The sequence below is a fragment of the Streptomyces sp. NPDC002889 genome, assembly GCF_042888425.1.
Taxonomy (GTDB): domain Bacteria; phylum Actinomycetota; class Actinomycetes; order Streptomycetales; family Streptomycetaceae; genus Streptomyces.
Genome location: NZ_JBIAPT010000003.1, coordinates 81656 through 106118, shown reverse-complemented (window position 1 = coordinate 106118; position 24463 = coordinate 81656). Strand labels below are relative to the sequence as shown.

The 24463-nt window shown below is 71.2% G+C and carries 25 protein-coding genes; 8 read left to right on the top strand and 17 right to left on the bottom strand.

The window, feature by feature from the left end; translation table 11 throughout:
* Window positions 1–57 precede the first annotated feature (57 nt).
* On the bottom strand, window positions 58–189 hold the full coding sequence (locus ACFYWI_RS05495; RefSeq protein ID WP_389225504.1) for a hypothetical protein: 132 nt from the start codon (window positions 187–189) through the stop codon (window positions 58–60).
* A gap of 76 nt (window positions 190–265) precedes the next feature.
* On the opposite strand from ACFYWI_RS05495, the gene dapD reads away from it, so the two are divergent.
* Window positions 266–1267: a 2,3,4,5-tetrahydropyridine-2,6-dicarboxylate N-succinyltransferase gene (dapD, locus tag ACFYWI_RS05490; RefSeq protein ID WP_389225501.1), complete on the top strand. Its 1002-nt coding sequence runs from the start codon at window positions 266–268 to the stop codon at window positions 1265–1267.
* Between the two features lie 84 nt (window positions 1268–1351).
* Here the strand turns inward: dapD and dapA are convergent, their stop codons facing one another.
* Window positions 1352–2248, bottom strand: a complete 897-nt coding sequence (dapA, locus tag ACFYWI_RS05485) for a 4-hydroxy-tetrahydrodipicolinate synthase (protein ID WP_389225498.1) — start codon at window positions 2246–2248, stop codon at window positions 1352–1354.
* Between the two features lie 172 nt (window positions 2249–2420).
* On the bottom strand, window positions 2421–4259 hold the full coding sequence (locus tag ACFYWI_RS05480) for an endonuclease/exonuclease/phosphatase family protein (protein ID WP_389225495.1): 1839 nt from the start codon (window positions 4257–4259) through the stop codon (window positions 2421–2423).
* 283 nt (window positions 4260–4542) lie between these two features.
* Here ACFYWI_RS05480 and ACFYWI_RS05475 point away from each other — a divergent pair, with 283 nt between their 5' ends.
* The 3 genes from ACFYWI_RS05475 (at window position 4543) to ACFYWI_RS05465 (ending at window position 8414) form a co-directional block, all read left to right on the top strand.
* Window positions 4543–6036, top strand: coding sequence for a hypothetical protein (locus ACFYWI_RS05475; protein WP_389225492.1), 1494 nt, complete (start codon window positions 4543–4545; stop codon window positions 6034–6036).
* 421 nt (window positions 6037–6457) lie between these two features.
* Complete coding sequence (locus tag ACFYWI_RS05470; protein WP_389226283.1) at window positions 6458–7933, top strand: alkaline phosphatase PhoX; 1476 nt, start codon at window positions 6458–6460, stop codon at window positions 7931–7933.
* Window positions 7934–8183: 250 nt separating this feature from the next.
* Window positions 8184–8414, top strand: a complete 231-nt coding sequence (locus ACFYWI_RS05465) for a hypothetical protein (protein WP_328402060.1) — start codon at window positions 8184–8186, stop codon at window positions 8412–8414.
* Window positions 8415–8491: 77 nt separating this feature from the next.
* Here the strand turns inward: ACFYWI_RS05465 and ACFYWI_RS05460 are convergent, their stop codons facing one another.
* The 4 genes from ACFYWI_RS05460 to ACFYWI_RS05445 all read right to left on the bottom strand — a co-directional run bounded on the left by ACFYWI_RS05460 (window position 8492) and on the right by ACFYWI_RS05445 (window position 11496).
* Entirely contained in the window at window positions 8492–9694 is a 1203-nt protein-coding gene (locus ACFYWI_RS05460) for a TerD family protein (RefSeq protein WP_389225487.1), read from the bottom strand.
* 45 nt (window positions 9695–9739) lie between these two features.
* Window positions 9740–9958 (bottom strand): hypothetical protein, encoded by a 219-nt coding sequence (locus ACFYWI_RS05455; RefSeq protein WP_389225484.1) that lies wholly within the window; start codon window positions 9956–9958, stop codon window positions 9740–9742.
* Window positions 9959–10040: 82 nt separating this feature from the next.
* Window positions 10041–10865: an NAD-dependent epimerase/dehydratase family protein gene (locus ACFYWI_RS05450; protein ID WP_389225481.1), complete on the bottom strand. Its 825-nt coding sequence runs from the start codon at window positions 10863–10865 to the stop codon at window positions 10041–10043.
* 505 nt (window positions 10866–11370) lie between these two features.
* Window positions 11371–11496: a hypothetical protein gene (locus ACFYWI_RS05445; RefSeq protein ID WP_389225478.1), complete on the bottom strand. Its 126-nt coding sequence runs from the start codon at window positions 11494–11496 to the stop codon at window positions 11371–11373.
* Between ACFYWI_RS05445 and ACFYWI_RS05440 the strand changes: the two genes are divergently transcribed.
* Window positions 11495–12901, top strand: coding sequence for an NCS2 family permease (locus tag ACFYWI_RS05440; protein ID WP_389225475.1), 1407 nt, complete (start codon window positions 11495–11497; stop codon window positions 12899–12901). The two genes, ACFYWI_RS05445 and ACFYWI_RS05440, sit on opposite strands and share 2 nt — an antisense overlap.
* A gap of 152 nt (window positions 12902–13053) precedes the next feature.
* On the opposite strand, the gene ACFYWI_RS05435 is transcribed toward ACFYWI_RS05440, so the two are convergent.
* The 6 genes from ACFYWI_RS05435 to ACFYWI_RS05410 form a co-directional block, all read right to left on the bottom strand.
* Window positions 13054–14502 (bottom strand): peptidoglycan D,D-transpeptidase FtsI family protein, encoded by a 1449-nt coding sequence (locus ACFYWI_RS05435; protein WP_389225472.1) that lies wholly within the window; start codon window positions 14500–14502, stop codon window positions 13054–13056.
* 115 nt (window positions 14503–14617) lie between these two features.
* The gene (locus ACFYWI_RS05430; protein WP_389225469.1) at window positions 14618–15313 is read right to left on the bottom strand and encodes a response regulator; all 696 of its coding nucleotides are present in this window, start codon (window positions 15311–15313) and stop codon (window positions 14618–14620) included.
* A complete protein-coding gene (locus tag ACFYWI_RS05425; RefSeq protein WP_389225466.1) occupies window positions 15310–16590 on the bottom strand; it encodes a sensor histidine kinase in 1281 nt (426 codons plus the stop codon). The genes ACFYWI_RS05430 and ACFYWI_RS05425 overlap by 4 nt, the downstream gene beginning before the upstream one ends.
* Window positions 16587–17576, bottom strand: a complete 990-nt coding sequence (locus ACFYWI_RS05420; RefSeq protein ID WP_389225463.1) for a hypothetical protein — start codon at window positions 17574–17576, stop codon at window positions 16587–16589. Before ACFYWI_RS05420 ends, ACFYWI_RS05425 begins: the two co-directional genes overlap by 4 nt.
* A gap of 89 nt (window positions 17577–17665) precedes the next feature.
* Window positions 17666–18148: a GNAT family N-acetyltransferase gene (locus tag ACFYWI_RS05415; RefSeq protein WP_389225460.1), complete on the bottom strand. Its 483-nt coding sequence runs from the start codon at window positions 18146–18148 to the stop codon at window positions 17666–17668.
* A 4-nt stretch (window positions 18149–18152) separates the two neighbouring features.
* Complete coding sequence (locus ACFYWI_RS05410; protein WP_389225457.1) at window positions 18153–18923, bottom strand: IclR family transcriptional regulator; 771 nt, start codon at window positions 18921–18923, stop codon at window positions 18153–18155.
* 128 nt (window positions 18924–19051) lie between these two features.
* Here ACFYWI_RS05410 and ACFYWI_RS05405 point away from each other — a divergent pair, with 128 nt between their 5' ends.
* Together ACFYWI_RS05405 and ACFYWI_RS05400 are read left to right on the top strand one after the other, a co-directional pair.
* Window positions 19052–20608, top strand: coding sequence for an aldehyde dehydrogenase (NADP(+)) (locus ACFYWI_RS05405; protein ID WP_389225454.1), 1557 nt, complete (start codon window positions 19052–19054; stop codon window positions 20606–20608).
* A 5-nt stretch (window positions 20609–20613) separates the two neighbouring features.
* Window positions 20614–21222 carry a DUF1349 domain-containing protein gene (locus ACFYWI_RS05400; RefSeq protein WP_389225451.1) on the top strand — a complete coding sequence of 203 codons (609 nt, stop codon included), beginning with the start codon at window positions 20614–20616 and terminating at the stop codon, window positions 21220–21222.
* A 198-nt stretch (window positions 21223–21420) separates the two neighbouring features.
* Here ACFYWI_RS05400 and ACFYWI_RS05395 read toward each other — a convergent pair whose 3' ends face one another.
* Both ACFYWI_RS05395 and ACFYWI_RS05390 read right to left on the bottom strand, forming a co-directional pair.
* Window positions 21421–21858: a hypothetical protein gene (locus tag ACFYWI_RS05395; RefSeq protein ID WP_389225449.1), complete on the bottom strand. Its 438-nt coding sequence runs from the start codon at window positions 21856–21858 to the stop codon at window positions 21421–21423.
* A 15-nt stretch (window positions 21859–21873) separates the two neighbouring features.
* Window positions 21874–22032, bottom strand: coding sequence for a hypothetical protein (locus ACFYWI_RS05390; RefSeq protein WP_389225446.1), 159 nt, complete (start codon window positions 22030–22032; stop codon window positions 21874–21876).
* A gap of 230 nt (window positions 22033–22262) precedes the next feature.
* On the opposite strand from ACFYWI_RS05390, the gene ACFYWI_RS05385 reads away from it, so the two are divergent.
* Complete coding sequence (locus ACFYWI_RS05385) at window positions 22263–22739, top strand: GNAT family N-acetyltransferase (RefSeq protein ID WP_389225441.1); 477 nt, start codon at window positions 22263–22265, stop codon at window positions 22737–22739.
* A 129-nt stretch (window positions 22740–22868) separates the two neighbouring features.
* Here ACFYWI_RS05385 and ACFYWI_RS05380 read toward each other — a convergent pair whose 3' ends face one another.
* Together ACFYWI_RS05380 and ACFYWI_RS05375 are read right to left on the bottom strand one after the other, a co-directional pair.
* Window positions 22869–23687: a helix-turn-helix domain-containing protein gene (locus ACFYWI_RS05380; RefSeq protein WP_389225439.1), complete on the bottom strand. Its 819-nt coding sequence runs from the start codon at window positions 23685–23687 to the stop codon at window positions 22869–22871.
* 241 nt (window positions 23688–23928) lie between these two features.
* Entirely contained in the window at window positions 23929–24378 is a 450-nt protein-coding gene (locus ACFYWI_RS05375) for an ATP-binding protein (RefSeq protein ID WP_389225436.1), read from the bottom strand.
* Window positions 24379–24463 lie beyond the last annotated feature (85 nt).

The window sequence follows — 24463 nt, the reverse complement described above, 5'->3', positions numbered from 1 at the left end:
GATCGGACGGCACACCGTAGCCGGGCGGGTCCGTGCGCATGCACGGGCCCCCTGCGCTCAGCTGTGTGTGCCGCGGCGCGCCTCGGCCGTCGCCTCGGGCAGCGCGGGCGCCGCGCTCTCGAAACAGCGCGAGCCCGGCCCGGTCGGCTCGGCCGCTCCGGCGTGGTGGTCCCCGCGGTCCTTGTGCATGTGCATATGGTGGACAGGCGCCCGGCACCTGAGACCGGTTCGCGGGGGCGGTGCCCGGCCGGTTAGGTTTTCTGTCATGACTGACTCGCCCGCCAGCACCACCGCTCCGCGCACCACCGGCGCCGTCGCCGCCGGACTCGCCACCCTGACGGCCGACGGCACCGTACTCGACACCTGGTTCCCCGCCCCCGGGCTCACGGCCGAGCCCGGCCCCGCCGGGACCCGGCGGCTGACCCCCGAGCAGGCTGTCGAGCTGCTCGGCGAGGGCGCCGCCAAGGCGTTGGGCCCCGACCCCCGCCGCGGTGTCGAGGTCGTCGCGGTCCGCACCGTGATCGCCTCCCTCGACGACAAGCCGCTGGACGCGCACGACGCGTATCTGCGACTGCACCTGCTCTCGCACCGCCTCGTCCGGCCGCACGGCCAGAATCTGGACGGCCTCTTCGGCCTGCTCTCCAATGTCGCCTGGACCTCGCTCGGCCCGGTGGCGGTCGACGACGTCGAGAAGGTGCGGCTCAATGCCCGTGCCGAGGGCCTGCACCTTCAGGTGACCTCGATCGACAAGTTCCCGCGGATGACGGACTACGTGGCGCCCAAGGGTGTCCGGATCGCCGACGCCGACCGCGTCCGGCTCGGCGCGCACCTCGCCGAGGGCACCACCGTCATGCACGAGGGCTTCGTCAACTTCAACGCCGGCACGCTGGGCACCTCGATGGTCGAGGGCCGTATCTCCGCCGGTGTCGTGGTCGGCGACGGATCCGACATCGGCGGCGGCGCCTCCACCATGGGCACGCTCTCCGGCGGCGGCAACGTCATCATCTCCATCGGCGAGCGCTGCCTGATCGGCGCCGAGGCGGGCGTCGGCATCGCGCTGGGTGACGAGTGCGTCGTCGAGGCCGGTCTCTATGTCACCGCCGGTACCCGGATCACGCTGCCCGACGGCCAGATCGTCAAGGCGCGTGAGCTCTCCGGCGCCTCCAACATCCTCTTCCGCCGCAACTCGGTGACCGGCGCCGTCGAGGCCCGTCCGAACAACGCGGTCTGGGGCGGCCTCAACGAGGTGCTCCACAGCCACAACTGATGGGCTGTCACCGGGGGCCGGGCTGATCGCCGTATCGCCCGGTCCGCCGTGCGACTCCAGCACGCCGCGATCCCCGGCACCTCCCTACGTGGACGACCGAGTCAGCTCCTCGTAGGCCGCCAGCAGCCCGCAGGACGCCTCGCGCCCGGCGGGCTGCAGCGGTTCGCGCACCCCTCCCGCGGACAGCCCGAGCGCGCCGAGCAGCGCCTTCGCCGTCACCGTGCCGGGCAGGCCCGAGGCCATCATCAGCTCCGCGAGCGGCAGTGCGAGCTGGTTCAGGCGGATCGCCCGGGCGTTGTCGCCGACGTCGAACGCGTCCAGTACCGCGCGCAGTTGTGGGGCCGCGACATTGGCCACCGTCGACACGAAGCCCGCGCCGCCGACCGCGTACAGGGGAAGGTTCAGCTCCTCGCATCCCGAGTAGTAGGCCAGTTCGCTGCGGGCGATGACCTTCGTGCTGGCCGGCAGGTCGTACGCGCAGTCCTTGACGGCCACGATCCGCGGGTGGGCGGCCAGTCGCAGCAGGGTGTCCGGCTCGATCCGGGTGCCGGTGCGGCCCGGGATGTCGTACAGCATCAGCGGCACTCCGACCGCGTCCGCGACCCGCAGGAAGTGGGCCTCGACGGCGGCCTGCGGCGGGCGGCTGTAGTACGGGGTGACCACGAGCAGGCCGTCCGCGCCCGCCGCCTCGGCCGCCTGCGCGAGCTCGACCGTGTGCCGGGTGTCCGGGCTGCCGACCCCGGCGACGATCGACGTCAGACCGCCCACGGCCTCGCTCACCGCCCGGACCAGCGCTGTCTTCTCGGCGTCCGTCGTGGTGGGGGACTCCCCGGTGGTGCCGTTGAGCACGAGCCCGTCGCAGCCGTCGTCCACCAGCCGGGCGGCCAGCTTCTGGGCGCCGTCGAGATCGAGGGACCCGTCGTCACTGAAGGGCGTGACCATGGCGCACAGCGCCCGGCCCAAAGAATGCGAGGAGGACATGGACGCAGTCTGAACCCGAACCGTCGTGAAGCTCCAGTTAAATCTGCTTCAGGCCACAGGCAAGCAGGACTACGAGATTGCCTGGTCCGGCCGGGCCCGCAGGGTCGAACGCCGATGCGCCGGCCTGTGCGGGCCGGCGCATCGGTGTGTTCCCCCTTCGCAGGGCGGAGCCTTACGGGCGGAAGCGCAGCACCTGCGGGTCGTGGTCGCTGTTCTGGTCGGCGAACTCCGCGTTGACGTGCACGCTGTCGTAGCTGAAGTCACAGATCGACGGGCTGGTCAGGATCTGGTCCAGGACCTGACTGTTGCCCTGGTAGACGTACGAGTAACGCTCCCAGCGCGGCAGGGACTTGATCGCCGGGTACAGCGCCCCGCCGTCCGTCAGCGCCTCCGTCGTGGCCGAGAACTCGAAGTCGTTGATGTCGCCCAGCACCAACACGTCGGCGCGGCGGTCGGCCTTGAGGATGTCCTTGACGAAGGTGTTCACGGCCTGTGCCTGCAGCAGGCGCTTGCCCTCCGAGGAACGGTTCGGCGGCTGGTGGTGCGAGACCAGGCTCTCGTCGCCGCCCTTGGAACCGAAGTGGTTCGCGATCACGAAGACCGTGCGGCCGTGGAAGGTGAACTCGCCGGCCAGCGGCTTGCGGCTGTTGTCCCACGCCGTGTTCGCCGGGTCGATCCGGCCGGGGGACAGGGTCAGGGCCGCTTTGCCCCGCTCCGCCACGACACCGGTCGCGGCCGTCGCGTCGCCGCCCGCGCGGTCGGTGAAGGAGACCCGCTCCGGGTTGAACAGGAAGACCTGGCGGATGTTGCCTCCGGGCTCGCCGCCGTCCTTGTTGTTCTGCGGGTCGACCGAACGCCACTCGTACGCCGGACCACCCGCGGCGACGATCGCGTCCGTGAACTTCTTGACCGTCTGGTCGGCGGTGACCGTGCCGTCGTTCTTCGCGCCGTTGTTGTCCTGGATCTCCTCCAGGGCCAGGATGTCGGGCGAGGCCAGGTTCTCGACCACGGCCTTCGCCAGCGCGTCGAACTTCTCCTGCGGGTCGGACGGGTCCAGGTTCTCCACGTTGTACGTGGCCACCGCCAGTTCGCCCTTGCGCTGCGGGCGGGTCTGCTCGCGCTCCAGGCCGCGGTCGCGGACCGTGCCGAGAGTCCGCGCGGTCAGCGTGTAGCCACCGAACTGGTTGAAGTCCAGCGGGCCTTCGGTCGTGCCCGCCAGCACATCGCCGGCGTTCGCCTTGGGGAACGGCTGCTGGGCGAGCGGCGTCAGCGACTGGATCTGCAGCCGGCCGGTGTTCTGCGCGGTGTACGAGCCGTAGATCGAACCGCCGCGCGGGCTCGGGTTCTCGAACGGCTTCACCGTCACCCACAGCTCGGCGTACGGGTCGGTCGCGCCGACGATGCGCGAGCTGCCGATGCGGATGTTGGAGCCCTCGAGGGACTCGTAGTAGTCGAGGGCGTACGCGCGGGGCTGGAGCGTGAGCCCGTTGATGCTGCCGCCCGCCGCCGGGTCGCCGTCGGGTGTGTACGCCGAGGGGACCGACCGGGCGGAGACGGTGACCGGCGCGGGCAGTTCGTTGCCCGACGAGACGACGGTGACCGTCGGCTTGGCTATCTGGGTCAGCGACTGGTTGCCGGAGGACGTGCCGCCGGGGACGTACTCGCCGACCGTGCCCGCGACCAGCACCTGATCGCCGACGGCGACGGTGGGCGCGGAGCCGGTGTAGACGAAGATGCCCTCGCTGGTGGCCGGATCGGCGTCGGCCTGCGGGTCCTGGAACCAGAAGCCCTTCGAGCCGTACGTCCGCACGCCCGTGACGATGCCCGGCACTTCGGTGACCTGCTGCCCCACGAGCGGGGAGGTCCGGGTGGTGCCCTGGATGTCATGGATCCGGGCCGGGGTGGCCAGGGCTTCGGAGGCGTCGGCGGTGCCGGCGAGCAGGCCCGCGGCCAGCGCGGCGGCAATGACGGCCGAGATGGCGGTGGTTCTCGGTACGACGGAGGAAGGCATCAAGGTTCTCCGGAATGTGGGATGAGGGTTCTACGCGCGTCAATCTCTTGGCTGAGTAGGGCACTTGTCAAGAGTGGTCAGGTATACGGGGAGTGGCCGGCCGGTGAACTCACCGACGCGGCGGCCCCGTTCGATGCCGCCTGCGGCGCCCACCGCCACATGGTGAGCGGCCCCCGCGCCCACCCCTGTGCCCGAGCGCGGCGAAACCCGGTGAAATACGTCTACGCTGGGGGCCGCCCACAGGGCCGCCCGGATTCCGTACGCCCCGGAGGAGAACCGCCAGATGCCCGAGGACCGCCCCATCCTGCCGCCGGCGCGGCTGCACTCGGAAGTTGATCTGGCGCGGGCCGCGCTCGCCACTCCGCTGCTGACCAGGGCCGTCAGGCTCGCCCGCTGGGCGGGGCCCGACACCCGGGTCGGTGTGGGCGGCGAACTCGTCGACGAGCAGCTGTCCGTGGCCGCGGAAGTGCTGGGCCTGGGCGGGGCGAAGGGGCACGGTGGGGGCGAAGCGGAGGACGACGGCTACGGCGACGGGCCGGCGTACGCGAGCGAGGCCTGGCGCATCGCCGTCGACACCGGCCTGGTGGAGGTCGAGGAGCCCGAGGACGACGGCGATGCGGGGACCGTTTCCTCCGGGGACAACCTGGCGCTCGTCACCGGCGGCGGCCCGCAGGATGTGCTCGGCCTGTGGCTGGACGCCCTGGACGTGGTGCTCGCCGATGCGATCGCGCCCGTACTCGAGGACATCGCCGGCATCGACGACATCCTCGGTGAGGACGGCACGATCGACTTCGAGAGGCTGGACTGGGACCCCGAGGCGGAATCGGAGTTCCTGGACGGTGTGCTCGGCAATCTTTATCTGCTGACCGTCAGCGAGGGCCGCGCGGGCGAGGAGCCGGTGCCGCTGCCTGTCCTCGCCGCGTCCATGGTCGTGCCCGACGACATGGGCGAGCCCACCGACGACGTACTGGAGCAGGTGTCGGAGGCGATGATGCGCCTCGACGACCAGTTCCGGCTGCTGGAGCCGATCGGTCTGGTCGAATACCGGCCGGTCGACGAGGCGTTGATGGCCGAGGAGGGCGAGGAGCCCGTGCCGCCGGTCGACGACGAGGACGTCTCCCGGTACGGGATGGTCAAGCTCACCCCGCTCGGCCTGTACGGCGTCCGGGCCCGCATGCTGGAGGCCGGGGTCGACGCGCCCGCGGTCGGCGACCTCGCGGACAAGGCCGCGGACGCCCTGCTCGACGGTCTCGCGCGCTTTCCCGAGTTGTCGGCGCGTGCCGAGACCGAACAGTGGCTTGCCCGGCGCGCCCCGGTGGAAGCGGCCCGCGAACTGCTCACCGCCGCCAAGGGCGCGGACGCCGGCGCGCCGCTGCGCCGGCTGTACTGCCAGCAGGCCCTCACCCTGGTCGGCCCGTACGCCGAGCCCGCGGTTCGCGCGGTCCTGGACGATCCTGAGCTCGGCGGCCTGGCGCGCGTCTGGCTCGCGGAAAGCGGCGCGGCGGACGTGCCGGCCCCGCCGGAGCCGATGATCTTCTGGCTGGCGATCGACACGATCGCCGCCCAGCTGGACGCGGCGGAGGAGCCGGAGGAGCTCCAGGACCTCGTGGAGGGGCTGGTCGGCCGGCACAGCGGCTTCTTCGAGGCGGCCTGGCGGGTGGACCACCCGGCGACGGCGACGGTCCTGGAGGCGATGGGCCGCCTCCACCGCGACAAGAAGGCGGCCAAGGACGCCCGCAAGGCGGCCTTCAAGGCGCGCTCCCGCAGGGGGAGTTGACGCTCTCGTCACGTCCTCGGGGGCGTTGCGTCCCCCGGGGCGCCTGTCCCGGGGCGTTGCACCCCGAGCGGTGCGGTGCTGCCGCGGTGGGTGGGTGGTGCGGGGGCCGTGGCCTGCGGAGCGGGGTGCCCGGGCCGCTTTCCTGACCGCGCCACGCGCGAGTTGCGCCGCTTTACGTCCGGGCACCCCTCTCCTGCGACCCCGACCCCCCACGCGGGCGGGCGGCTGCGGGACGGTGGCCGTCCGCATGACCGGGAATCGGCCCCCCTGCCGGGCGGGTGCAGGCCGTGACCGGGCAACGCCCGAGACGCGCAGTCCGAGGGCCCTCTCGATGTCGTGCGGCGTTCAAGTGCCGTTTATGCGGGGACGCGAAGGTATGGCCCACATCAGCCAGGCCGGACGCGCCCCTCAGGAGACCTCGATGTCGCTCACTCGCAGGGATTTCACCAGGCAGACTGCTCTGACCGGCGCAGGCGTCGCCCTCACCGGGGTCGTCGGGGCGCTCGCCACCGCGCCCGGCGCGCTCGCCGCCGAGGACGGTGCCGTGGGCGAGAGCCACGACGACACCGAGGGCGAGGGCCAGGCTTCGCACGGGCAGCGGGAGCCGGGCTACGGGCCGCTCATCCCCGACCCCGACGGCATACTGGCCCTGCCTGCCGGCTTCTCGTACCGCGTCCTCGCCCGCAGCGGCGTCACCAGGCTGGAATCGGGTGAGTTCACCCCTGGCAAGCACGACGGCACCGCCACCTTCGAAGGACCGCGTGGTGTGACGCTGCTCGTCGTCAACCATGAGCTCAAGGGCGTGCGCTCCTCCGTCGAGCACCCCGTCCCGCTCACCGAGGGGCTGGTCTACGACCCCGCCGCGCCCGGCGGCTGCACCGTCGTCGAGAGCCACCGCAGCGGCGAGGTCGCCCAGTGGGTGGGCATCGCCGGGACCGTGCAGAACTGCGCGGGCGGCTCGACCCCCTGGGGCACCTGGCTGACCTGCGAGGAGACCGAGGACCGGGTCGGCAAGAACGGCGCGGCCAAGGACCACGGCTATGTCTTCGAGGTCGACCCCTGCGACCGCCGTGCCAACCAGGACCCGAAGCCCGTCAAGGCGCTGGGCCGGTACGCCCATGAGGCCGTCGTCGTCGACCCCAAGCGGGGCCACCTGTATCTGACCGAGGACGCGGACACCCCGAACGGCCTGCTCTACCGCTGGGTCCCGCCGCACGGCTTCAAGCACGGCCGCGGCCGGCTGCGTACGCTCGCCGACGACGCCGGGGTGCTGCAGGCCGCGACCTGCTACGACTCCGGCGGCCGGTTCGTCGACGATCTCTCCCGCGCCACCAGGATCGGCACGGTGTACGGGGTGGACTGGACCGAGGTGCCCGACCGCGACGCCAGGACCGTTTCGGTGCGCAAGCAGTTCGGCGCCGGCGAGGTCACCCGTGGCCGCAAACTGGAAGGCATGTGGTGGGGCGACGGCGGCGCCTATGTGGTGTCCTCGTACGCCCGTGACGAGAGCCCGCTCCAGCACGACGGACAGGTCTGGTTCTACGATCCGCGCCGCCGGACCCTGACGCTCAAGGTCCGCTTCGGAGTGAACCCCGACCCCTCGCGCGACGGCGCGTACGACGGCCCGGACAACATCACGGTGTCTCCGTACGGCGGGCTGATCCTCGCCGAGGACGGCGAGGGCGTCCAGCATCTGATCGGCGCCACGGACAGCGGCCGCACCTATCCGATCGCCCGGAACGAGCTGAACCTCGGCACCGCGGAGGATCCGGGCTACAGCGAGTTCGCCGGTGTCGTCTTCTCTCCCGACGGCCGGACCCTGTACGCCAGCATCCAGACCCCGGGCATCATGCTGGCCATCACCGGCCCCTGGAAGCGCCAGCCGCGCCGCCCCTGATGCTTTCCCGCCGGGTGTGCCGCACGGAGCGGGGCACCCGGCAGCCGCCCTCGTGAGGCCGGAACAAGGCGGGATTCCGGGCCCGTCCCGGGCCGTCGGGCACGCCCGGTCGGCACATTTTCGGCAGGCCCACCGATGCCGCGTTCCCCGTGGTAGCGCCGCTGGAGCGGGGCCGCGGCGGCGGATTGGCCGCGGCAAATGAGAGCCCCAACGTGGCGCTGGAGGGGGCCGGGGGCGCATACTCCAGGTAATGACAAAGTCAGCCGGTTCTCGGCGCCACCTGCCCTCCAGTCCCTTCAACCGTCCGGCCGCGCCAGAGCCGCCGATCGAACGCTACGAAGCGGGCGATCGGGTGTCCCATGATCAATTCGGCCTCGGCAGAGTCCTCGCAGTGGAAGGAGACAACGCCGCGGTGCTTGTCGACTTCTCCGGGAGGCAGGGCCGTATCCTCAGCCCCTTCGCCAAGCTGGCAAAACTCTGAGGATCGCTTCCGCCGCGGGCGGCCGTCAGTGATGGCGGGCACCCGCGGCGGATTCGTTCACACCGCCTGCGGTCGGTTCACAGCGCCTGGGCGGCGGGTTTGACCATGCCGCGCACGGTGCGGGACTTCACGAAGTCCCCGAGGGCGGTCATCTCCCACTCCCCCGAGAACTGCTTGATCAGCTTGGCCATCATCACGCCGGTCTGCGGCTCGGCGCCGGTCAGGTCGAAGCGGACGAGCTCCTCGCCGGTCGACGCGTCCAGCAGTCGGCAGTAGGCCTTGGCGACCTCGGTGAACTTCTGACCGGAGAACGAGTTGACCGTGAAGACCAGGCCCGTCGTATCGGCCGGGAGCCGGCCGAGATCCACGACGATCACCTCGTCGTCGCCCGCGCCCTCACCGGTCAGATTGTCGCCCGAGTGCTTGATGGCGCCGTTCAGGATCGACAGCTTGCCGAAGTAGCAGCTGTCCAGGTGGTTGCGGTTCGGACCGTAGGCGATCACGGACGCGTCGAGGTCGATGTCCGCGCCGCGGAAGGCGGGCTCCCAACCGAGGCCCATCTTGACCTGGGAGAGCAGCGGGCGGCCGCCCTTGACCAGGGACACCGTCTGGTTCTTCTGCAGGCTGACGCGGCCCTTGTCCAGGTTGATCTTCCCGGTGCCGGGCGGGGGTGCGGCCGGCGGTGCGGCAGGCATGGGCGGTGCGGGTGCGGTGACCCGCGGGTCGGCGGACGGTGCGGGTGCGGCTGCGGGGGCCTGTGCCGGGGCGGCAGCGGGCTCCTCGTCGACCGAGACACCGAAGTCGGTGGCGATGCCCGCCAGCCCGTTCGCATAGCCCTGGCCGACGGCACGGGCCTTCCAGGCTCCGTTCCGCAGATAGATCTCCACGACCACCAGCGCGGTCTCGGCGCCGAGCTGCGGCGGGGTGAAGGTGGCGATCGCGGTGCCGTCGTCGGCGTTGCGGATGGTGGCGGTCGGTTCGATGCCCTGGAAGGTCTGTCCGGCGGCGTCAGGGCTCGCCGTGACGACGATCTTCTCGATGCCGGGCGGGACGGCGGCGGTGTCCACGACGATCGCGTCGGGCGCGGAGCCGGCCCCGGAGCGATAGGCGACGCCGGGACCCGTGGGTTGGTTGTAGAAGATGAAGTCGTCGTCGGAGCGCACCTTGCCGTCGGCGGTGAGCAGCAGGCCCGATACGTCGAGCCGCACCGGTGCGGCGACGTCCACCGCCACCCGCGTGGTGGCCAGAGGGATGTTCGAGCCGGGGGTCATAGCTGTCATGCCAGGGGTAACGAGCGAGGGCGCTTTACCGTTCCCTTACCTTGGTCATCTGTTGCGCGGGTGGTTTCTGGCCATGCGCTCGTTCCCGAATTTGTACGCGCCGGTCCACCGGGCCATGACCAGCTGTGCGTCCCCCGACTCCACCTCGGCCAGGAACCTCCCGGCGCGTGAGCCGCGCAGCGTGCCGGCCGCGCGGCCGCGGTGGGTGATGACGACCGTGCCGTCGCCGCGCTGCTCGTAACTGAATCCAAAGGGTCTGGCCATGGCCGCCATCCTGACGGGTGGGCGGCCGGTGCGGCATGCGAATATCCCGGCGCGGCACGCGAATGTCAAGGCCGCACGGCGCTCAGTGGGGCCACTGCGGCGGGTCGGTGGTGAACTCGCCGCCCAGACAGGCGTGGTCCGGATTGTCCGGGTCGAGTTCGCCCTGCTCCGCGACCAGCTTCTCGGCGTACTGCTCCGAGTCGTCCTGCGGCTCGTATCCCAGGGCGCGGGCGGTCGACAGGTCCCACCAGAGCCGGGTGTTGGCCGACGATCCGTAGACGACGGTGTGGCCTACCTCCTCGGCGCCGAGCGCCGCGTGGAACAGCCGTGCGCCGTCCCCGGGGCTCATCCAGACCGACAGCATCCGTACCGAGGTCGGCTCCATCAGGCAGGAACCGATGCGCACGGAGACGGTCTCCAGGCCGTGCCGGTCCCAGTACAGCTGGGCCAGGTCCTCGCCGAAGCACTTGGACAGGCCGTAGAAGGTGTCGGGGCGGTGGCGGGTCTCCACGGGAATGAGCGCGTCCGGGGCGATGGGGGCTTCGCCCCCGGGTCGCGGTACGAAGCCGACGGCGTGGTTGCTGGAGGCGAAGACGACACGGCGGACGCCCTCCTCGCGGGCGGCCTCGTAGAGGTTGTACGTGCCCTCGATGTTCGCCCGCAGGATGTGGTCGAACGAGGCCTCCAGCGCGATGCCCGCCAGATGCAGGATCGCGTCGACGCCCTGTACGGCTTCGCGCAGCGCCTTCCTGTCGGCGAGATCGGCTGTGATCGCCTCCGGTGCTCCTTCGATCGGGTTGGCGTCGAGGAGGCGGAGCTCGTAGCCGTACGCGGGCAGCAATCCGCGCATCAGTGTGCCGATGCCGCCGGCTGCGCCGGTGAGCAGGACGGTGCGGGCAGCGGGCATGGGCGGATCTCCTCGCGATGCTCTTTGCTCTTGGATCTCATTCACATGCGTGGACACGCTAGGGAGTGGGCAGAGGCCCGTCAAGTGCGCCGAGACGCGTGATCCTTGCCACGACGCCCAGTTATGTGTCCTGACCTGCGCGGCGACGCCGTCATGGCATGAGCGTGTTCAGAAACATGGACACTGATCAGAAACGTGCGCGGTGTGGCGACCCGCCGCAGGGCTCAGGGGCGCCCGTGACCCGCCCTCGCCGAGATTCAGGTCTTGGGGCACTCGCCCACAACTCCCACCGGGGAGCGGCACATCGCGCGAGATCCGCGCTCGCCACGAACTCACGATCGGGGGTTTTCGGGTCGCGTCCCCGAGTGCGACAGAACTGCGGCTGCACCAGGCGGGCTTGGCGTCGGACGGAGACGGAGCGGCGGTTGTCGAGGCGCTGCCGTGTCGCTCGACCGCCTGACCGCCGGGGTGCCCCCACGGTGCACGTCTCAGTGCCGCCAGGCCGTCAACTGCCCTGGTCGAAGGGGTGACCGACGAGGCCGATGCGTAACCCGCGCGTGATCTGAAACCGCTCTTGCGCGGGCACAATCCAGCTACCTGCCGAGCGGATCAAGCCTTCGAGGAGCGTCATGTCAGCGATGGTCGACCGTTACTTCAAGATCAGCGCAAGAGGTTCGACCTACGCCCGGGAGGTACGCGGCGGTTTCGCCACGTTCTTCACGATGGCCTACATCCTGGTCCTCAACCCGATCATCCTCGGCGGCGCCGCGGACAAGTTCGGTCACAAGCTCTCCGACGTCCAACTGGCCACCAGCACGGCCCTGGTGGCCGCCGTGATGACCGCGATCATGGGCCTCGGCGGCAATCTGCCACTTGCCATCGCCGCCGGACTCGGCCTCAACGCCGTCGTCGCCTTCCAGATCGCGCCGCTGATGAGCTGGCCCGACGCGATGGGCCTGATCGTCCTCGAAGGCCTGCTCATCTGCGTGCTGGTCGTCACCGGGCTGCGCGAGGCGATCATGCACGCGATCCCTCAGTCGCTCAAACAGGCCATCAGCGTCGGCATCGGCCTGTTCATCGCATTCATCGGCTTCATCGACGCGGGCTTCGCCACCCGCATCCCCGGCGACACCGGCACCGTTCCCGTCCAGCTCGGCCTGAGCGGGCAACTGTCCGGCTGGCCGGTGCTGGTCTTCTGTATCGGTGTGCTGCTCACCATCTCGCTGATGGCCCGCAAGGTCCGCGGCGCGATCCTCATCTCCATCGTGGTCACGACCATCGTCGCCGTCGTCATCAACGAGATCGCCACCATCGACCCGTCCGCCTGGGGGCTGACCGTACCGGCCGTGCCCGCCGACATCGTTGCCGCGCCCGACTTCGGCCTTGTCGGCTCCTTCAGCCTCCTCGGCGCGTTCGAGCAGGTCGGCGTCGTCACCATCGTGCTGCTCGTCTTCACGCTGATCCTCAGCGACTTCTTCGACACGATGGGCACGGTCGTCGGTGTCTCCAACGAGGCCGGGCTCCTCGACGAGAAGGGCGAGGTCCCGAACCTCGGCCGGGTGCTGCTGATCGACGGCGCCGCCGCGGCGGCCGGCGGTGCGGCCTCCGCCTCCTCCGCCACCTCCTACATCGAGTCGGCGGCCGGCGTCGGCGAGGGCGCCCGCACCGGACTGGCCTCCGTGGTCACCGGCGCCCTGTTCGGCCTCGCGCTCTTCCTCACCCCGCTCGCCACGGTCGTCCCGGCCCAGGCAGCCGCGCCCGCCCTGGTCGCCGTCGGCTTCCTGCTGATGACCCAGGTGCGGCACATCGAGTGGGAGCGGTACGACGTCGCCATCCCGGCCTTCCTGACGATCGTCGTGATGCCGTTCACGTACTCCATCACCAACGGCATCGGCGCGGGCTTCCTCGCCTATGTCGTCATCAAGACGGTGCTGGGCAAGGCGCGTGAGGTGCACTGGCTGCTGTGGGCGACGGCGGCGCTGTTCCTTGTCTACTTCGCCATCGACCCGCTGCAGCAGCTGCTGGGCGTCAGCTGACGACACCGCTCCCGGAAGGCCGCCGCTCGTACGCGGCGGCCTTCCCACGGTCACGTTCCCCGCGGCGTCGCGGTCGCGGTCATGCCCGGTGCCGCAGGGACGCAGCCGCCACCGACAACGCGGCGCGTCAGGTCACGCCGGGCCGCTGCGGGTCAGCGCAGCGCCGCCTTCATCATCTTCTGGGCGATCGGCGCCGCGAGGCCGTTGCCGCTGACCTCGGAGCGTTCCGCGCCCGAGTCCTCGACCACCACCGCGACCGCCACCTGCTTGCCGGTCCCGGGATCCTTGGCGTACGAGGTGAACCAGGCGTACGGCGTCTTGCTGTTGTTCTCGCCGTGCTGGGCGGTGCCCGTCTTGCCTCCGACCTCGGCGCCGTCGATCCTCGCGTTGGTGCCGGTGCCCTCCTCCACGACCGTCACCATCGCGCTGCGCAGCTGCTCGGCGGTGGAGGAGGACACGATCCGCCGGCCGTCCCCGTCCCCGTACGACTGCAGGGCGTCGCCGTCCGCGTCCACGATCTTGGAGACCATGTGCGGCGCGGCCAGCACCCCGTCGTTGGCGAGCGCGGCGGACACCATGGACATCTGCAGCGGGGTCGCGGTCACGTCGAACTGGCCGATGCCCGTCAGCGCCGTCTGCGCCTTGTCCAGGCCCGACGGGTACAGGCTCGCCGTCGCCCGCACCGGCACATCCTGCTCGGCGTCGTTGAACCCGAACTTCTCGGCCGTCTCGCGGACCTTGTCCTCGCCCAGGTCGGCGGCCATCTTCCCGAAGACGTTGTTGCAGGAGAACTGCAGCGCCGTGCGGATGGTGGCGTCCTCGCAGGGCGCGGACGGGTTCTCGTTCTCCAGGTCCCTGGTCGTGCCGGGCAGCCGGTACGGGTCGGGGCTGTCGGTGTCCTCGTCGACCGAGCCGTACAGACCGTCCTCCAGCGCGGCCGCGGCGACCACCAGCTTGAACGTGGAGCCGGGCGGCAGCGGCTGGCGCAGTGCCCGGTTGAGCAGCGGCTGGTCCGTGTCCGCCAGCAGCTCCGTCCAGGCGTCGCCGTCCGTCCTGCCGCTGATGGTGGACGGGTCGTACGAGGGCGTGCTGACCATGCCGAGGATCTCGCCGCTCTTCGGGTCGATCGCCACGGCCGCACCCTTGGTGTCGCCCAGCGCCCGGTACCCGGCCTTCTGGACGGCTGGGTCGATGGTGGTCAGCACGCTGCCGGGCTCCTGCCGCTTGCGGGTGAGCGCGTCCACCGGGTTCTTCAGCCGGCTGTCGGTCCCGTCCAGCACATCCGAGTAGATGCCCTCGAGCTGTGTGGCGCCGAAAGCCTGCGAGCTGTAGCCGGTGACAGCCGCGTACATCGCGCCGTCGGTGTACGTGCGCCGGTAGGTGAGGTCGCCGCCGGCTGCCTTCTTCGAGCCGGTGACCGCGGAACCGGCCACGACGATGTCGCCCAGCGGCTGTCCGTACTTCGCGATCACGTTGCGCTGGTTGTGCTTGTTGTCGGCGAGAGCCTTGCCTTCGTATGCCTGCACCCAGGTGGCCCGCACCAGCAGGGCGAGGACCAGCAGCAGGCTGAAGACGGCGGCGCGCCTGATCGTCTTGTTCATCCCGTATGAGGACGAGTGGCCCGCACGGCCGCGTTCCGGTCCGCCGGTCTTCTCAGAGAATTCTCATACGGGCGCGCGATGCCCGGCCCGGCCCACTGGGCCCGGCACCGCCGCCTCATCGAGGGGCGATGAACCCCGTCTCGTACGCCGCGATCACTGCCTGTGTACGGTCCCGGGTACCTGTCTTCGCCAGTACCGACGCCACATGTGTCTTGACGGTCGCCGGGCCCACACTCATGCGATCGGCGATCTCCGCGTTGGTCAGACCGGTGGCCATCAGGCGCAGCACCTGTGCCTCCCGCTCGGTCAGCCGTGCCGCCCAGGGAGGGGCCGGGGCGGAGGTGCGGCGGCCGTACTCGGCCAGTGAGCGGACGGCCGCCGGGAAGAGCAGCGAGTCGCTGCGGGCGACCAGGCGCACCGCCTGCACCAGTTCCTCCGCCGCGGCCCGCTTGAGCAGGAAGCCGGCCGCTCCGGCGCGCAGCGCGTCGTACACGTACGAATCGTTCTCGAATGTGGTCACGACCACGATGGACGGTGGGTCGGCGAGGGTGCCCAGGATCTGCTCGGTGGCCCGTATGCCGTCGATCTCCGGCATACGCACATCCATCAGGACCACGTCCGGGCGCAGCCCGCGCACCACCGACACCGCCTCCGCGCCCGTCCCTGCCTCGCCGACGACCTCGAGGTCGGGCTCGGCAGCGAGGATGACGCGCAGCGCGGTGCGGACCATCCGTTCGTCGTCGGCGATCACCACCCGGATCACGTTCGTCGCGCCCGTGCCCGTCGTGCTCGTCGCCTCCGGCGTGTTCATCGGGGGCCCGTCGACGGCAGCCGGGCGGACAGCCGCCACACCCGGCCCTGCGGGCCGGCCGCCGCCTTCCCGCCGAGCAGGGCGGCCCGCTCGGCGATGCCGCGCACCCCGCGCCCGCCGCCCGGGCGGATGACCGGTGCCCGTTCGGGCAGCGGGTTCTCCATGCTGATCTCCAACTCCTCGCCGCGCGCGGCGATCGACAGGGACACCGGAGCCGCCCCGGCATGGCGCAGTGCGTTGCTCAGCCCCTCCTGGACGATGCGGTACGCCTCGCGGGAGACGGCCGCGGGGACGGCCGTCAGGTCGCCGTCGACGGTGAGGGAGACCGGCACGCCGCCGCGGGACAGCAGACCGTCGAGCGAATCGAGGTCAGGACCGGTGGTGACCCGCGGGCCGTCGGCGTCGTCGTCCTGGCGCAACAGGCCGAGGACGGAGTCCAGTTCGCCGACCGTGCGGCGCGTGGTCTCCTCGATCGCGGCCAGGGCCTCGCGTACGAAGGCCGGGTCGGTGTCCAGAACCTTGCGGGCAGCGCCCGCCTGCAGGGTGACGGCGCTGAGTGCGTGGCCGACCGAGTCGTGCAACTCGCGGGCCAGACGGTTGCGTTCGGCGAGCTCGATGGCATGCCGCTCGGCCGCGGCCAGCCGGTCCGCGGGCGTCGGGCCGAGCAGGACCGGCGCCAGGCGGGCGAGCAGTGCCCCGGCGGCCGCGGAGCAGGCCACGAGTGCGAGCAGCATCGCGATCCCCGCGAGCGGCAGCAGCAGCGCCGACCAGAGCGGACGCAGCGACCGCGGCACTCGCAGATGGTCCTGAAGCACCGGGGCGAACGGCGCGGCGATCACCGTGGCCGCGAACGGTGGCAGCGCGAGGGAGGTGCCGCTGACCAGCGCACCGACGCCCAGATGAAGGGTGAACCAGCCGGAGGTGCGCACCCGCGCGGTCCAGCCGCGGGCGGGCCCGTCGGCGAACCGCTCGGCCCCCACCCCGCTGAGCGACCGGGCCGCGCTCACCGACAGCGGTCTGGTCAGCGGGAACAGCGCGGCGATCGCGGCGAGTGGCAGGGCGAAGGCGTAGGCGCCGAACTGCAGCGCGAACGAGTTGGAGAACATGCCGTCCGCACCGACGAGAGGCCCCATGAACACGGTGCCGACCAGCCAGAACGGCATCAACAGTGCGCCGCCGAGCACCAGATGCACCCAGCGCAGCCTGGCCCGCGCCCCGAACAACGCCTGCCGGGCCGTGCGCCACAGCGCGCCGGAGTCCTTCACGCCGTTCGTCATGCGCCCCGGCGCCTCAGCCACGACGCGACGGCGGCGGTGAGCAGAAAGCCGGAGATCATCTCCACAGCGTAGGTCAGCGTCAGCATCGCCGAAGCCTGCTTGGGGTCATCCGCCTGGGCCGTCAGGGATGTGAGCAGCAACCAGCCACCCCAAGCGCCCAGTGCGCTCGCCCCGGCCCAGGCCATGCCCAGCGGGAGCTTCACCGGCAGCGAGGGGCCGCGGCGGAAGGCGAGCGTCAGCGTCCCGGTCACGGCGATGGCCACGAAGGCGAACCGTACGCCTTCCAGCAGGTAGAAATCGGTGGTGCGTTCGCCGCCTCGGGCGGGGGAGAGCGCCAGGGACGATCCCGCGGCCCACAGCAGATGCGTGACGGCGGGCAACAGCGCGGTCAGCGAGCCGAGTACGGCCAAGGTCCGCAGGGCGCCGCCCGTGGTGAAGTGGGGAAGCTCCCTCACCGGGCCGCGCCACAGATGACCCCAGCGGTCCCCCGAGTACAGCAGGAACAGGGCGCCGAGGGTGAGGCCTTGGAGGATGAAGCCGCCGTACACGACGCCGAACACCCAGTCGTCGAGGAACGGCCGGTCGAACGAGTCCTGCGTCCTGGTGCCACCGAAAGCACCGGCCAGCAGCTGCACCGGATAGCCGATCATGATGGGCAGCAGCAGCCCGGTCGCTCCCCAGATCGGCACAGCCAGCAGCCAGGCCCTCACCCGCAGCCCCCAGGGCCGGGTGAGCAGCAGGGCCAGCACGACGACGGCGCCGTCCATCAGGACCGTGACGCTGTTGGCGAGGGCCATCACGCCGCGGTGCTCCAGCAGCACACTGCCGGCGGGGATACCGATGCGGCTGCCCGCGATCCAGGCGATCTTGAGCGCTAGATACGGCACGCAGGCGGCGATCGCAAGTGCGCGCAGTGCCGGGAGCAGCGGGCGGGGCCGTACGGGAAGCAGCTCATCGCGGGCGGTCGGAAGCGAGGTCGGTGTCATGGCGTCCACGCTCCTCGAGCGGACGCCCGAGCACCTCCTGCGCTGCGACGATTCCCCTCCGCCGCACGGCGGAGGGACAGCGCGCCGACTCAGCCGGCGAGGGTGAGCACCAGCTCGTCGATCTCCTCGCCCCGGGCGTTGGCGAAGCCCCGGTCGTACCCGGTGACGGTGAACCCGCACTTCTCCAGGACGCGGAGCGAGCCCTGGTTGTCGGCGGCGGTCCGGGCGTACAGCGGCCGCACCGGTACGACCTCCAGCAGGGCGGTCAGCGCGGCGGTGGCCACACCGCGGCCCCAGTACGACCGGTCGATGACGTATGTGACCTCACGGAACTCCGGCGGCCCGTACACCGCGGTGTGCCCGACGACCTCGCCGTCCGCGAGCACGGTGCGGATGACGACGTCCTCCGAGGCCCGGATACGTGCCCAGTGGGCGTCGAAGGCGGCCCGGTCCGAGGGGTCCTTGCTGGTGAAGGCGGCGATCCGGTTCGACTCGGGGTCGGTCGTGTGCCGGAAGAACACCGGCAGGTCGGCGTCGTCGACCTCACGCAGCACGATGATCACGGGTTCCATCAGGTCAGAGCCTCCGGGTGGCGAGCGTGAGCCGGTCGCGGGCGTCGAACAGCGCGTCCTTGATCATCTGTTCGTGGGCCGGGGTGAGCCTGGCCACCGGCACCGAGCAGCTGATCGCGTCGCGGGCGGGGGTCCGGTAGGGGATCGCGACGCCGAAGCAGCGCAGTCCGAGGGTGTTCTCCTCGCGGTCCACGGCATAGCCCTGCTCACGGATCAGGTGAAGCTCCTCGATGAGCCTCTCCCGGTCGGTGATGGTGTGCTCGGTCAGCGGCGCGAGCGTCTCGGGCAGCATCTTGCGTACCTGCTCGTCGCTGTGGGTGGCCAGCAGCGCCTTGCCCAGCGACGTGGAGTGGGCGGGCAGTCGGCGGCCGACGCGGGTGAAAGGACGCAGATAGTGCTGCGACTGACGGGTGGCCAGATAGACCACGTTGGTGCCGTCGAGCCGGGCGAGGTGGATGGTCTCGGTGGTGTCGTCGGAGAGCCGGTCCAGGGTGGGCCTGGCGGCTGCGACGACCTCGTCGCCGTCGATGTACGAGGTGCCCACCAGCAGTGCGCGCACGCCGATGCCGTACCGGGTGCCGGTGGCATCGGTCTCCACCCAGCCGAGCTCGACCAGGGTGCGCAGCAGCATGTAGAGGCTGGACTTGGGGTAGCCGACCGCCTCCTGGACCGAGGCGAGCGAGTGCATACCGGGGCGTCCGGCGAAGTACTCGAGCAACTCCACCGTCCGCACAGCGGACTTGACCTGTGCCCCACCGGAATCGACAGCTGACATTGCCTTCGCCCCTTCTTGACCGTGCGGAACGCGCGGAAATAGAGTCCCCACACATTCACCACCGGGAACGCTGTTCAGAATACCGAACGCGGGTCGGTGGGTGGCAGTCGACCTGGAGGGAAGCCGCGGTGGCAGCAGCATCAGTCTGGAGTGTCGATCCCCGTACCGGGAACCCGCGGGCGCAGGTCGCGGTGGAGTCCACGTCACAGGAGATCGACCAGGCGGTCCGCGCGGCACACGCCACCCGCCCTGCGCTCGCCGACCGCGGCTTACGCGCGCGCCTGCTGCGCACTGCCGCCGAACTGCTCGACGAGGCCGCCGAGCGCATCGTTCAGGAGGCCGACGCCGAGACCGCCCTCGGACCGGTCCGACTGACCGGTGAACTCGCCCGCACCACCGCCCAGTTGCGCGCATTCGCCGACGTCGTCGACGAGGGCGCCTACCTCGACATCCGCATCGACCACGCAGACGCCGGCCGTACGCCGCCATGGCCCGACCTGCGCCGTTACAAGATCCCCCTGGGCGTGGTCGCGGTCTACGCCGCGAGCAACTTCCCACTCGCCTTCTCGGTGCCCGGCGGCGACACAGCCAGTGCCCTCGCGGCCGGCTGCCCCGTCGTGGTCAAGGCCCACCCCGACCACCCCGCCACCTCACAACGGTGCGCCTCGGTCCTGCGCACAGCCGCCTGCCGGGTCGGGCTGCCCGAGGACGTGGTGATCCTCGTCCACGGCTTCGAGGCGGGCGTCGAACTCGTCCGGCACGCGCTGGTCGCGGCGGCCGGCTTCACCGGCTCCGTACGCGGCGGCCGGGCACTGTTCGACGCAGCGGCTGCCCGCCCCGTCCCCATCCCCTTCCACGGCGAACTGGGCTCGCTCAACCCGGTCGTGATCACCGCGGCCGCCGCCGAGGAACAGGCCGAGCAGCTCGGAGCGGGCCTCGCCGGTTCGATGATCCTCGGCAAGGGCCAGTTCTGCACCAAGCCCGGATTCGTCCTCGCCCCGGCGGGCGACGCGGGCGACCGGCTCGTCAAAGCCCTGAGTGCAGCAGTCAGCGAGAGCGAGCCCGGTGTGATGCTCGACCCGCGGATGCGCGACGCCTTTGTAGCGGGCGTCCGCGAACGCGCCGCGCTCGCGGACGTCGAGACGCCTGTCGCCCCCGGCGCGGGCCGGGAGTCCTCCCACCCCCAAGCCGCAGGGGGACAGTCCGTCAGCGCCGGCTTCCTCACCGTCCCTGCCCGGCTGCTGGCCGCCGAAGGGGCCCACGACCTGCTCCTTCAGGAGTGCTTCGGCCCGGTCACCGTGGTCGCGCGCTACGACAGCGACGCCGAGGTCACCGCCGTACTGAGCCGGCTGCCCGGCAATCTCACCGCCACCCTGCACCTCTCCGACGGCGAGGCCGCGGGCGAGGGCCGTGGCGCCGAACTGCTGGCCGAACTCACCCCGCTCGCCGGACGTGTCCTTGTCGGCGGCTGGCCCACCGGCGTCGCCGTCGCACCCGCCCAGCACCACGGCGGCCCCTACCCGGCGGCCACCTCCACCTCCACATCGGTCGGCGCCACCGCGATCGAACGCTGGCTGCGCCCGGTCACGTACCAGACCACCCCCGGGGCACTGCTCCCGCCCGAGCTGCGCGACGACAATCCGCTCGGACTTGCCCGCCGCGTGGACGGGCGCCTGGAACACTGATCCGCATGGATGTGAAACTGCCCGAACTTCCTTTCCCGCTGCGGGCGTACGGGCCCGAGGGCGACTGGACGCACGAGGACGGCCTCCTGACCGCCTGGGCCGGGCCGCGCCAGGACCGTTTCGTCCCTCCCACGGGCGACGCCCTGGACCCGACATCCGACGCTCCGCGTCTGCTCGGCGCGCCGGAGGGCGACTTCCAGCTGATCGCCCGGGTCAAGGTGACCTTCGCCGCCGCCTTCGACGCCGGGGTGCTCTATGTGCACGTCGGCGAGCGGAAGTGGGCCAAGCTGTGCCTGGAGCTCTCCCCGGACAGGCCCACCGTCTGCACGGTCGTCACCCGTGGCCACTCCGACGACGCCAACTCCTTCGCGGTGGACGGCGACAGCGTGTGGCTGCGGGTCAGCCGCACGGGCAAGGCGTTCGCGTTCCACGCGTCGGCGGACGGACAGCACTGGACCTTCGTCCGGATCTTCGCGCTGGGCGACGAGGAAAAGGCAGGGGCGGCACTGGTCGGGTTCATGGCCCAGTCGCCGGTGGGGGAGGGGTGCGTGGTCACCTTCGACCGGATCGAGTACCGCCCGAGCTGGCCGGCGGGCCTGCGCGACGGCTCGTGAACGCGGGGCTCGTGCGCGCCGGCCGGGCGGTCCATGTCTCGCGGTTCGCCTTCGCCCAGGCGTTCAAGCCGGCGAGCGTTCAAGCGTTCAGGAGGAAGTACGGGGTGGCGCGGGCCGGTACCGCGGGCGGGGCCGACCAGGTTCTGTCCGGCCGACCGTGAGCGGAGCCTCAGCGGGCGGGATGCCCGCCCGGCCGGTTCAGCCCTGACGACGAGGACTCCGGTCGGCTACGGCCGGCTCCGTCCTGCCCCGGGCTCGCTCAAAGGACCACACGCCGAGGCCTACCAGCACGGCCGCCCCGGCCGCGTACACCGGAAGCCAGAGGGTCGTCGTGGCTGCCAGGCATTCGGCAACGACGTCGTGGCTCCGGACGTGCTGCGCGCGGGCCAGGGCAGCACTGTCGCGATCAGCCAGGTTCGCCAGCGCGGCCTCCACACGGAGGCCCTCGTACCGGCCCAGCTCACGACACTCACTGCGAGTGCCCGGCATCGGAAACAGCCATGCCCAGCGTTGCAGCACCGGGGCCAGTGTGATCGCGACGCACAGGCCCACGATCAGCGAATAGGCTGCCAGACTCCGCACATACGCAGACCCGCGGGGCATCCACACCGGCACGCGGTAGAAGCAGAAGAGCACCGCGAGAAGTGTTGCTCAGATGCAAGTGGCGAACCACTGCCAGGAACCGCTTGCGAAAGAGACCGTCAGCACGGCGGCGAACGCGATGCCGATGACCCCCGGCTGACCGGCGGTGCCAGGGCCCGCGCCGGGGGGTGCCGGTTTCCTGAGTCCTTGAGGGCTGATGTCGTCCACGGTCTCTCCTGCCTGGTTCCGAGGCCACCAGTGTCCGGGCACATCTCAGCGCCGGATCCGCACCATGCCGGGCCGGGCCGGAAAGCCCCGCCCGGTTGGCGGGGCCTGCGCATGTCCCATGGCCGTCCTCCGCTTCCTGTACGCGGATTCCGGTCACACCGGAATCCGCGTACACGACCTGCGCGACATCAGCCGGAACCGTGATCCGGCCCCACCGCGTCACCGTGATCATGCTCAGAATTGCCACTCCCGACGACCTCGACGCCATCGCCGTTCTCCACGCCGAGGCGCGCGCCGGCTACTACCGCGGCCACATCCCCGACGAGGACTTCGACAGCCCCGCCGAGCACGCCCGCACCCGCGCACGCTGGGCCGATGCGATCGAGCGCGGCGTGGTGCTGTGCGCCGTACGGGACGGGGTGGTCGCGGGGATCGCCGCCTCCCGGGAGGTGGACGGTGTCATGACCCTCGCCCAGTTCCACGTCGATCCGGGGCGCTGGCGCTCCGGCGTCGGCACCGCCCTGCACGCCGCGTGCGTGGAGGGCTGGCAGCGCGCGGGAGTCGGCGAGGTACGCCTCGAGGTCTTCGAACACAACACCCGGGCCCAGGCCTTCTACGCCCGTCACGGCTGGCTTCCGGACCCGGACGAGCCACGCTCGGGGAACCACCTGGTACTGCGCCTCGAGGTCCCGTCCGTCGCCGGCTAGCTCCCGCTACGGATACGACCGCAGCGGCGGAAGATCGGTGCGGAGCGTGAAACCGGACAGAGCGGAGAACGGAGCCTCGTGTTCCCGATCCGGCTCGTCAGGGCGATGGGCATGGCGCTCGCTCTCACGCTAGGCGGCTTCGGGGGCTGAGCGGCAGTCGTGGCAGGGGCCCGGTTCCGGGGCGCGGAAGGCTCGGTCGCAGTGGTCGCAGTTCTGGAGCGGGGCCGGACGGGCCGTCGCCGCAGCCGCCGCGAGCGGGGGCGGGAGCAGCGCGATGAGGCGGTGGCGCAGGAGGCCGGCCGGGTTACGCAGGTCCGGAGGCAGGCTCGCCGTGATGGCGCGGCGTACATCGTCGGCCGCGATGCCGCACTCCAGCCAGGCGCCCACGAGTGGGGCGAGTCCGCGTACGTCCCGTTCGGACAGCAGCAGCCGGGGGTCGTGGCGGCGCAGGTCGGTGAGGAGCGCGGAGGCGGCGCTCGGCCCTACGGGCTCGGCTTCAGGATGCGGCTCAAGGGCGGGTGGGTCCGGTACTGGTTCCGGCCCCGGCTGTGACCCCTGTTCGGCCTCGGCGGCGAGGCGGGATCGGGTCGCCGCGGGGTCGTTGAACGCGTATGTCCGCGTCACCAACCGCCCTTTGGCCGTACGCACCAGGACTCGCTGCACATAGCCGTGCTCCTCGAGCTCCCGCAGTGCCGCCGTGATCCGGTCCCTGCCTTCGGGGAACCGCTCCGCCAGCGTCATGATGTCCACCTGCGTCCCGTTGGGCAGCGACAGGACGTACGTCGCGAGTCCGATCGCGGTCAGCGACAACTCGGCGTGCTGCGCAAGGTGGTTGCCGACGATCGTGTACCGGTCGGGCTGGTGCTCCCGCACCTGGATCACGCCGGTGGTCGTTTCATGAACGACGGAAAGCGCGCGCGGGGGCGCGTTAAGCTGCTGCTCAGCCATCGGGAAGCTCTCTTCTTCCTCGGTGGTCAGGCCCTCGATCGGGATTGCGAGTCCCGGCCGGGGGCCGTCACATGTATGGGGTTGTCGGTGCCGAGCCTGCACCGTGAAGTGGCATATGCGCCAGCCAAGTTGGGGCGGATCACTCGTGAGGGTGACTCGAGCGGGTTTGGTCCGGTTGGTTGGTTCTCTCCCGAGGGTTCTTTGGTTGGGATCTCCCGGATCCCGGAATGCCGGGAGCCGGTCACAGGGCCTTCAGGCTGAGCTCCGCCCAGACCGTCTTGCCGGGCGCGGGCCCGTCGTCCACACCCCACCGGTCCGCCAGCGCCTCGACGAGCAGCAGCCCGCGCCCCGACTCTCCGCCCGCCGGATCCTGGAGAACCGGGATCCGGTCACCGCGCGTGTCCGTCGCTTCGATGCGGAGCACCTTCGTCCCGGTGACGGTGACGGTGACGGTGACGGTGACGGTGAGCGTCAGCCGGAAGTCCCTGCCGGGTACGCGGCCGTGCAGCGCGGCGTTCGCGGCCAGCTCGGCGACGATCTGGGCCGCCGTGCCGAAGGGCAGCCCCCGCGAGCGCAGTTGCTCGGTCGCGAGCAGCCGGGCGAGCCGGGCGCCTCGGCGGGTGGAGGAGAGCTGGAGGCTGAACTGAAGCGCAGGAGCGGAAGGTTCGGTTCGGGTGATTTCTCGGTTCACGTCACTGAGCGTGGCCGCCCGTACGTAGCCTGAACAGTCATGATGCCTGTACGGACGGTCACTGTCCCGGCGTTGTCCAGGCCTG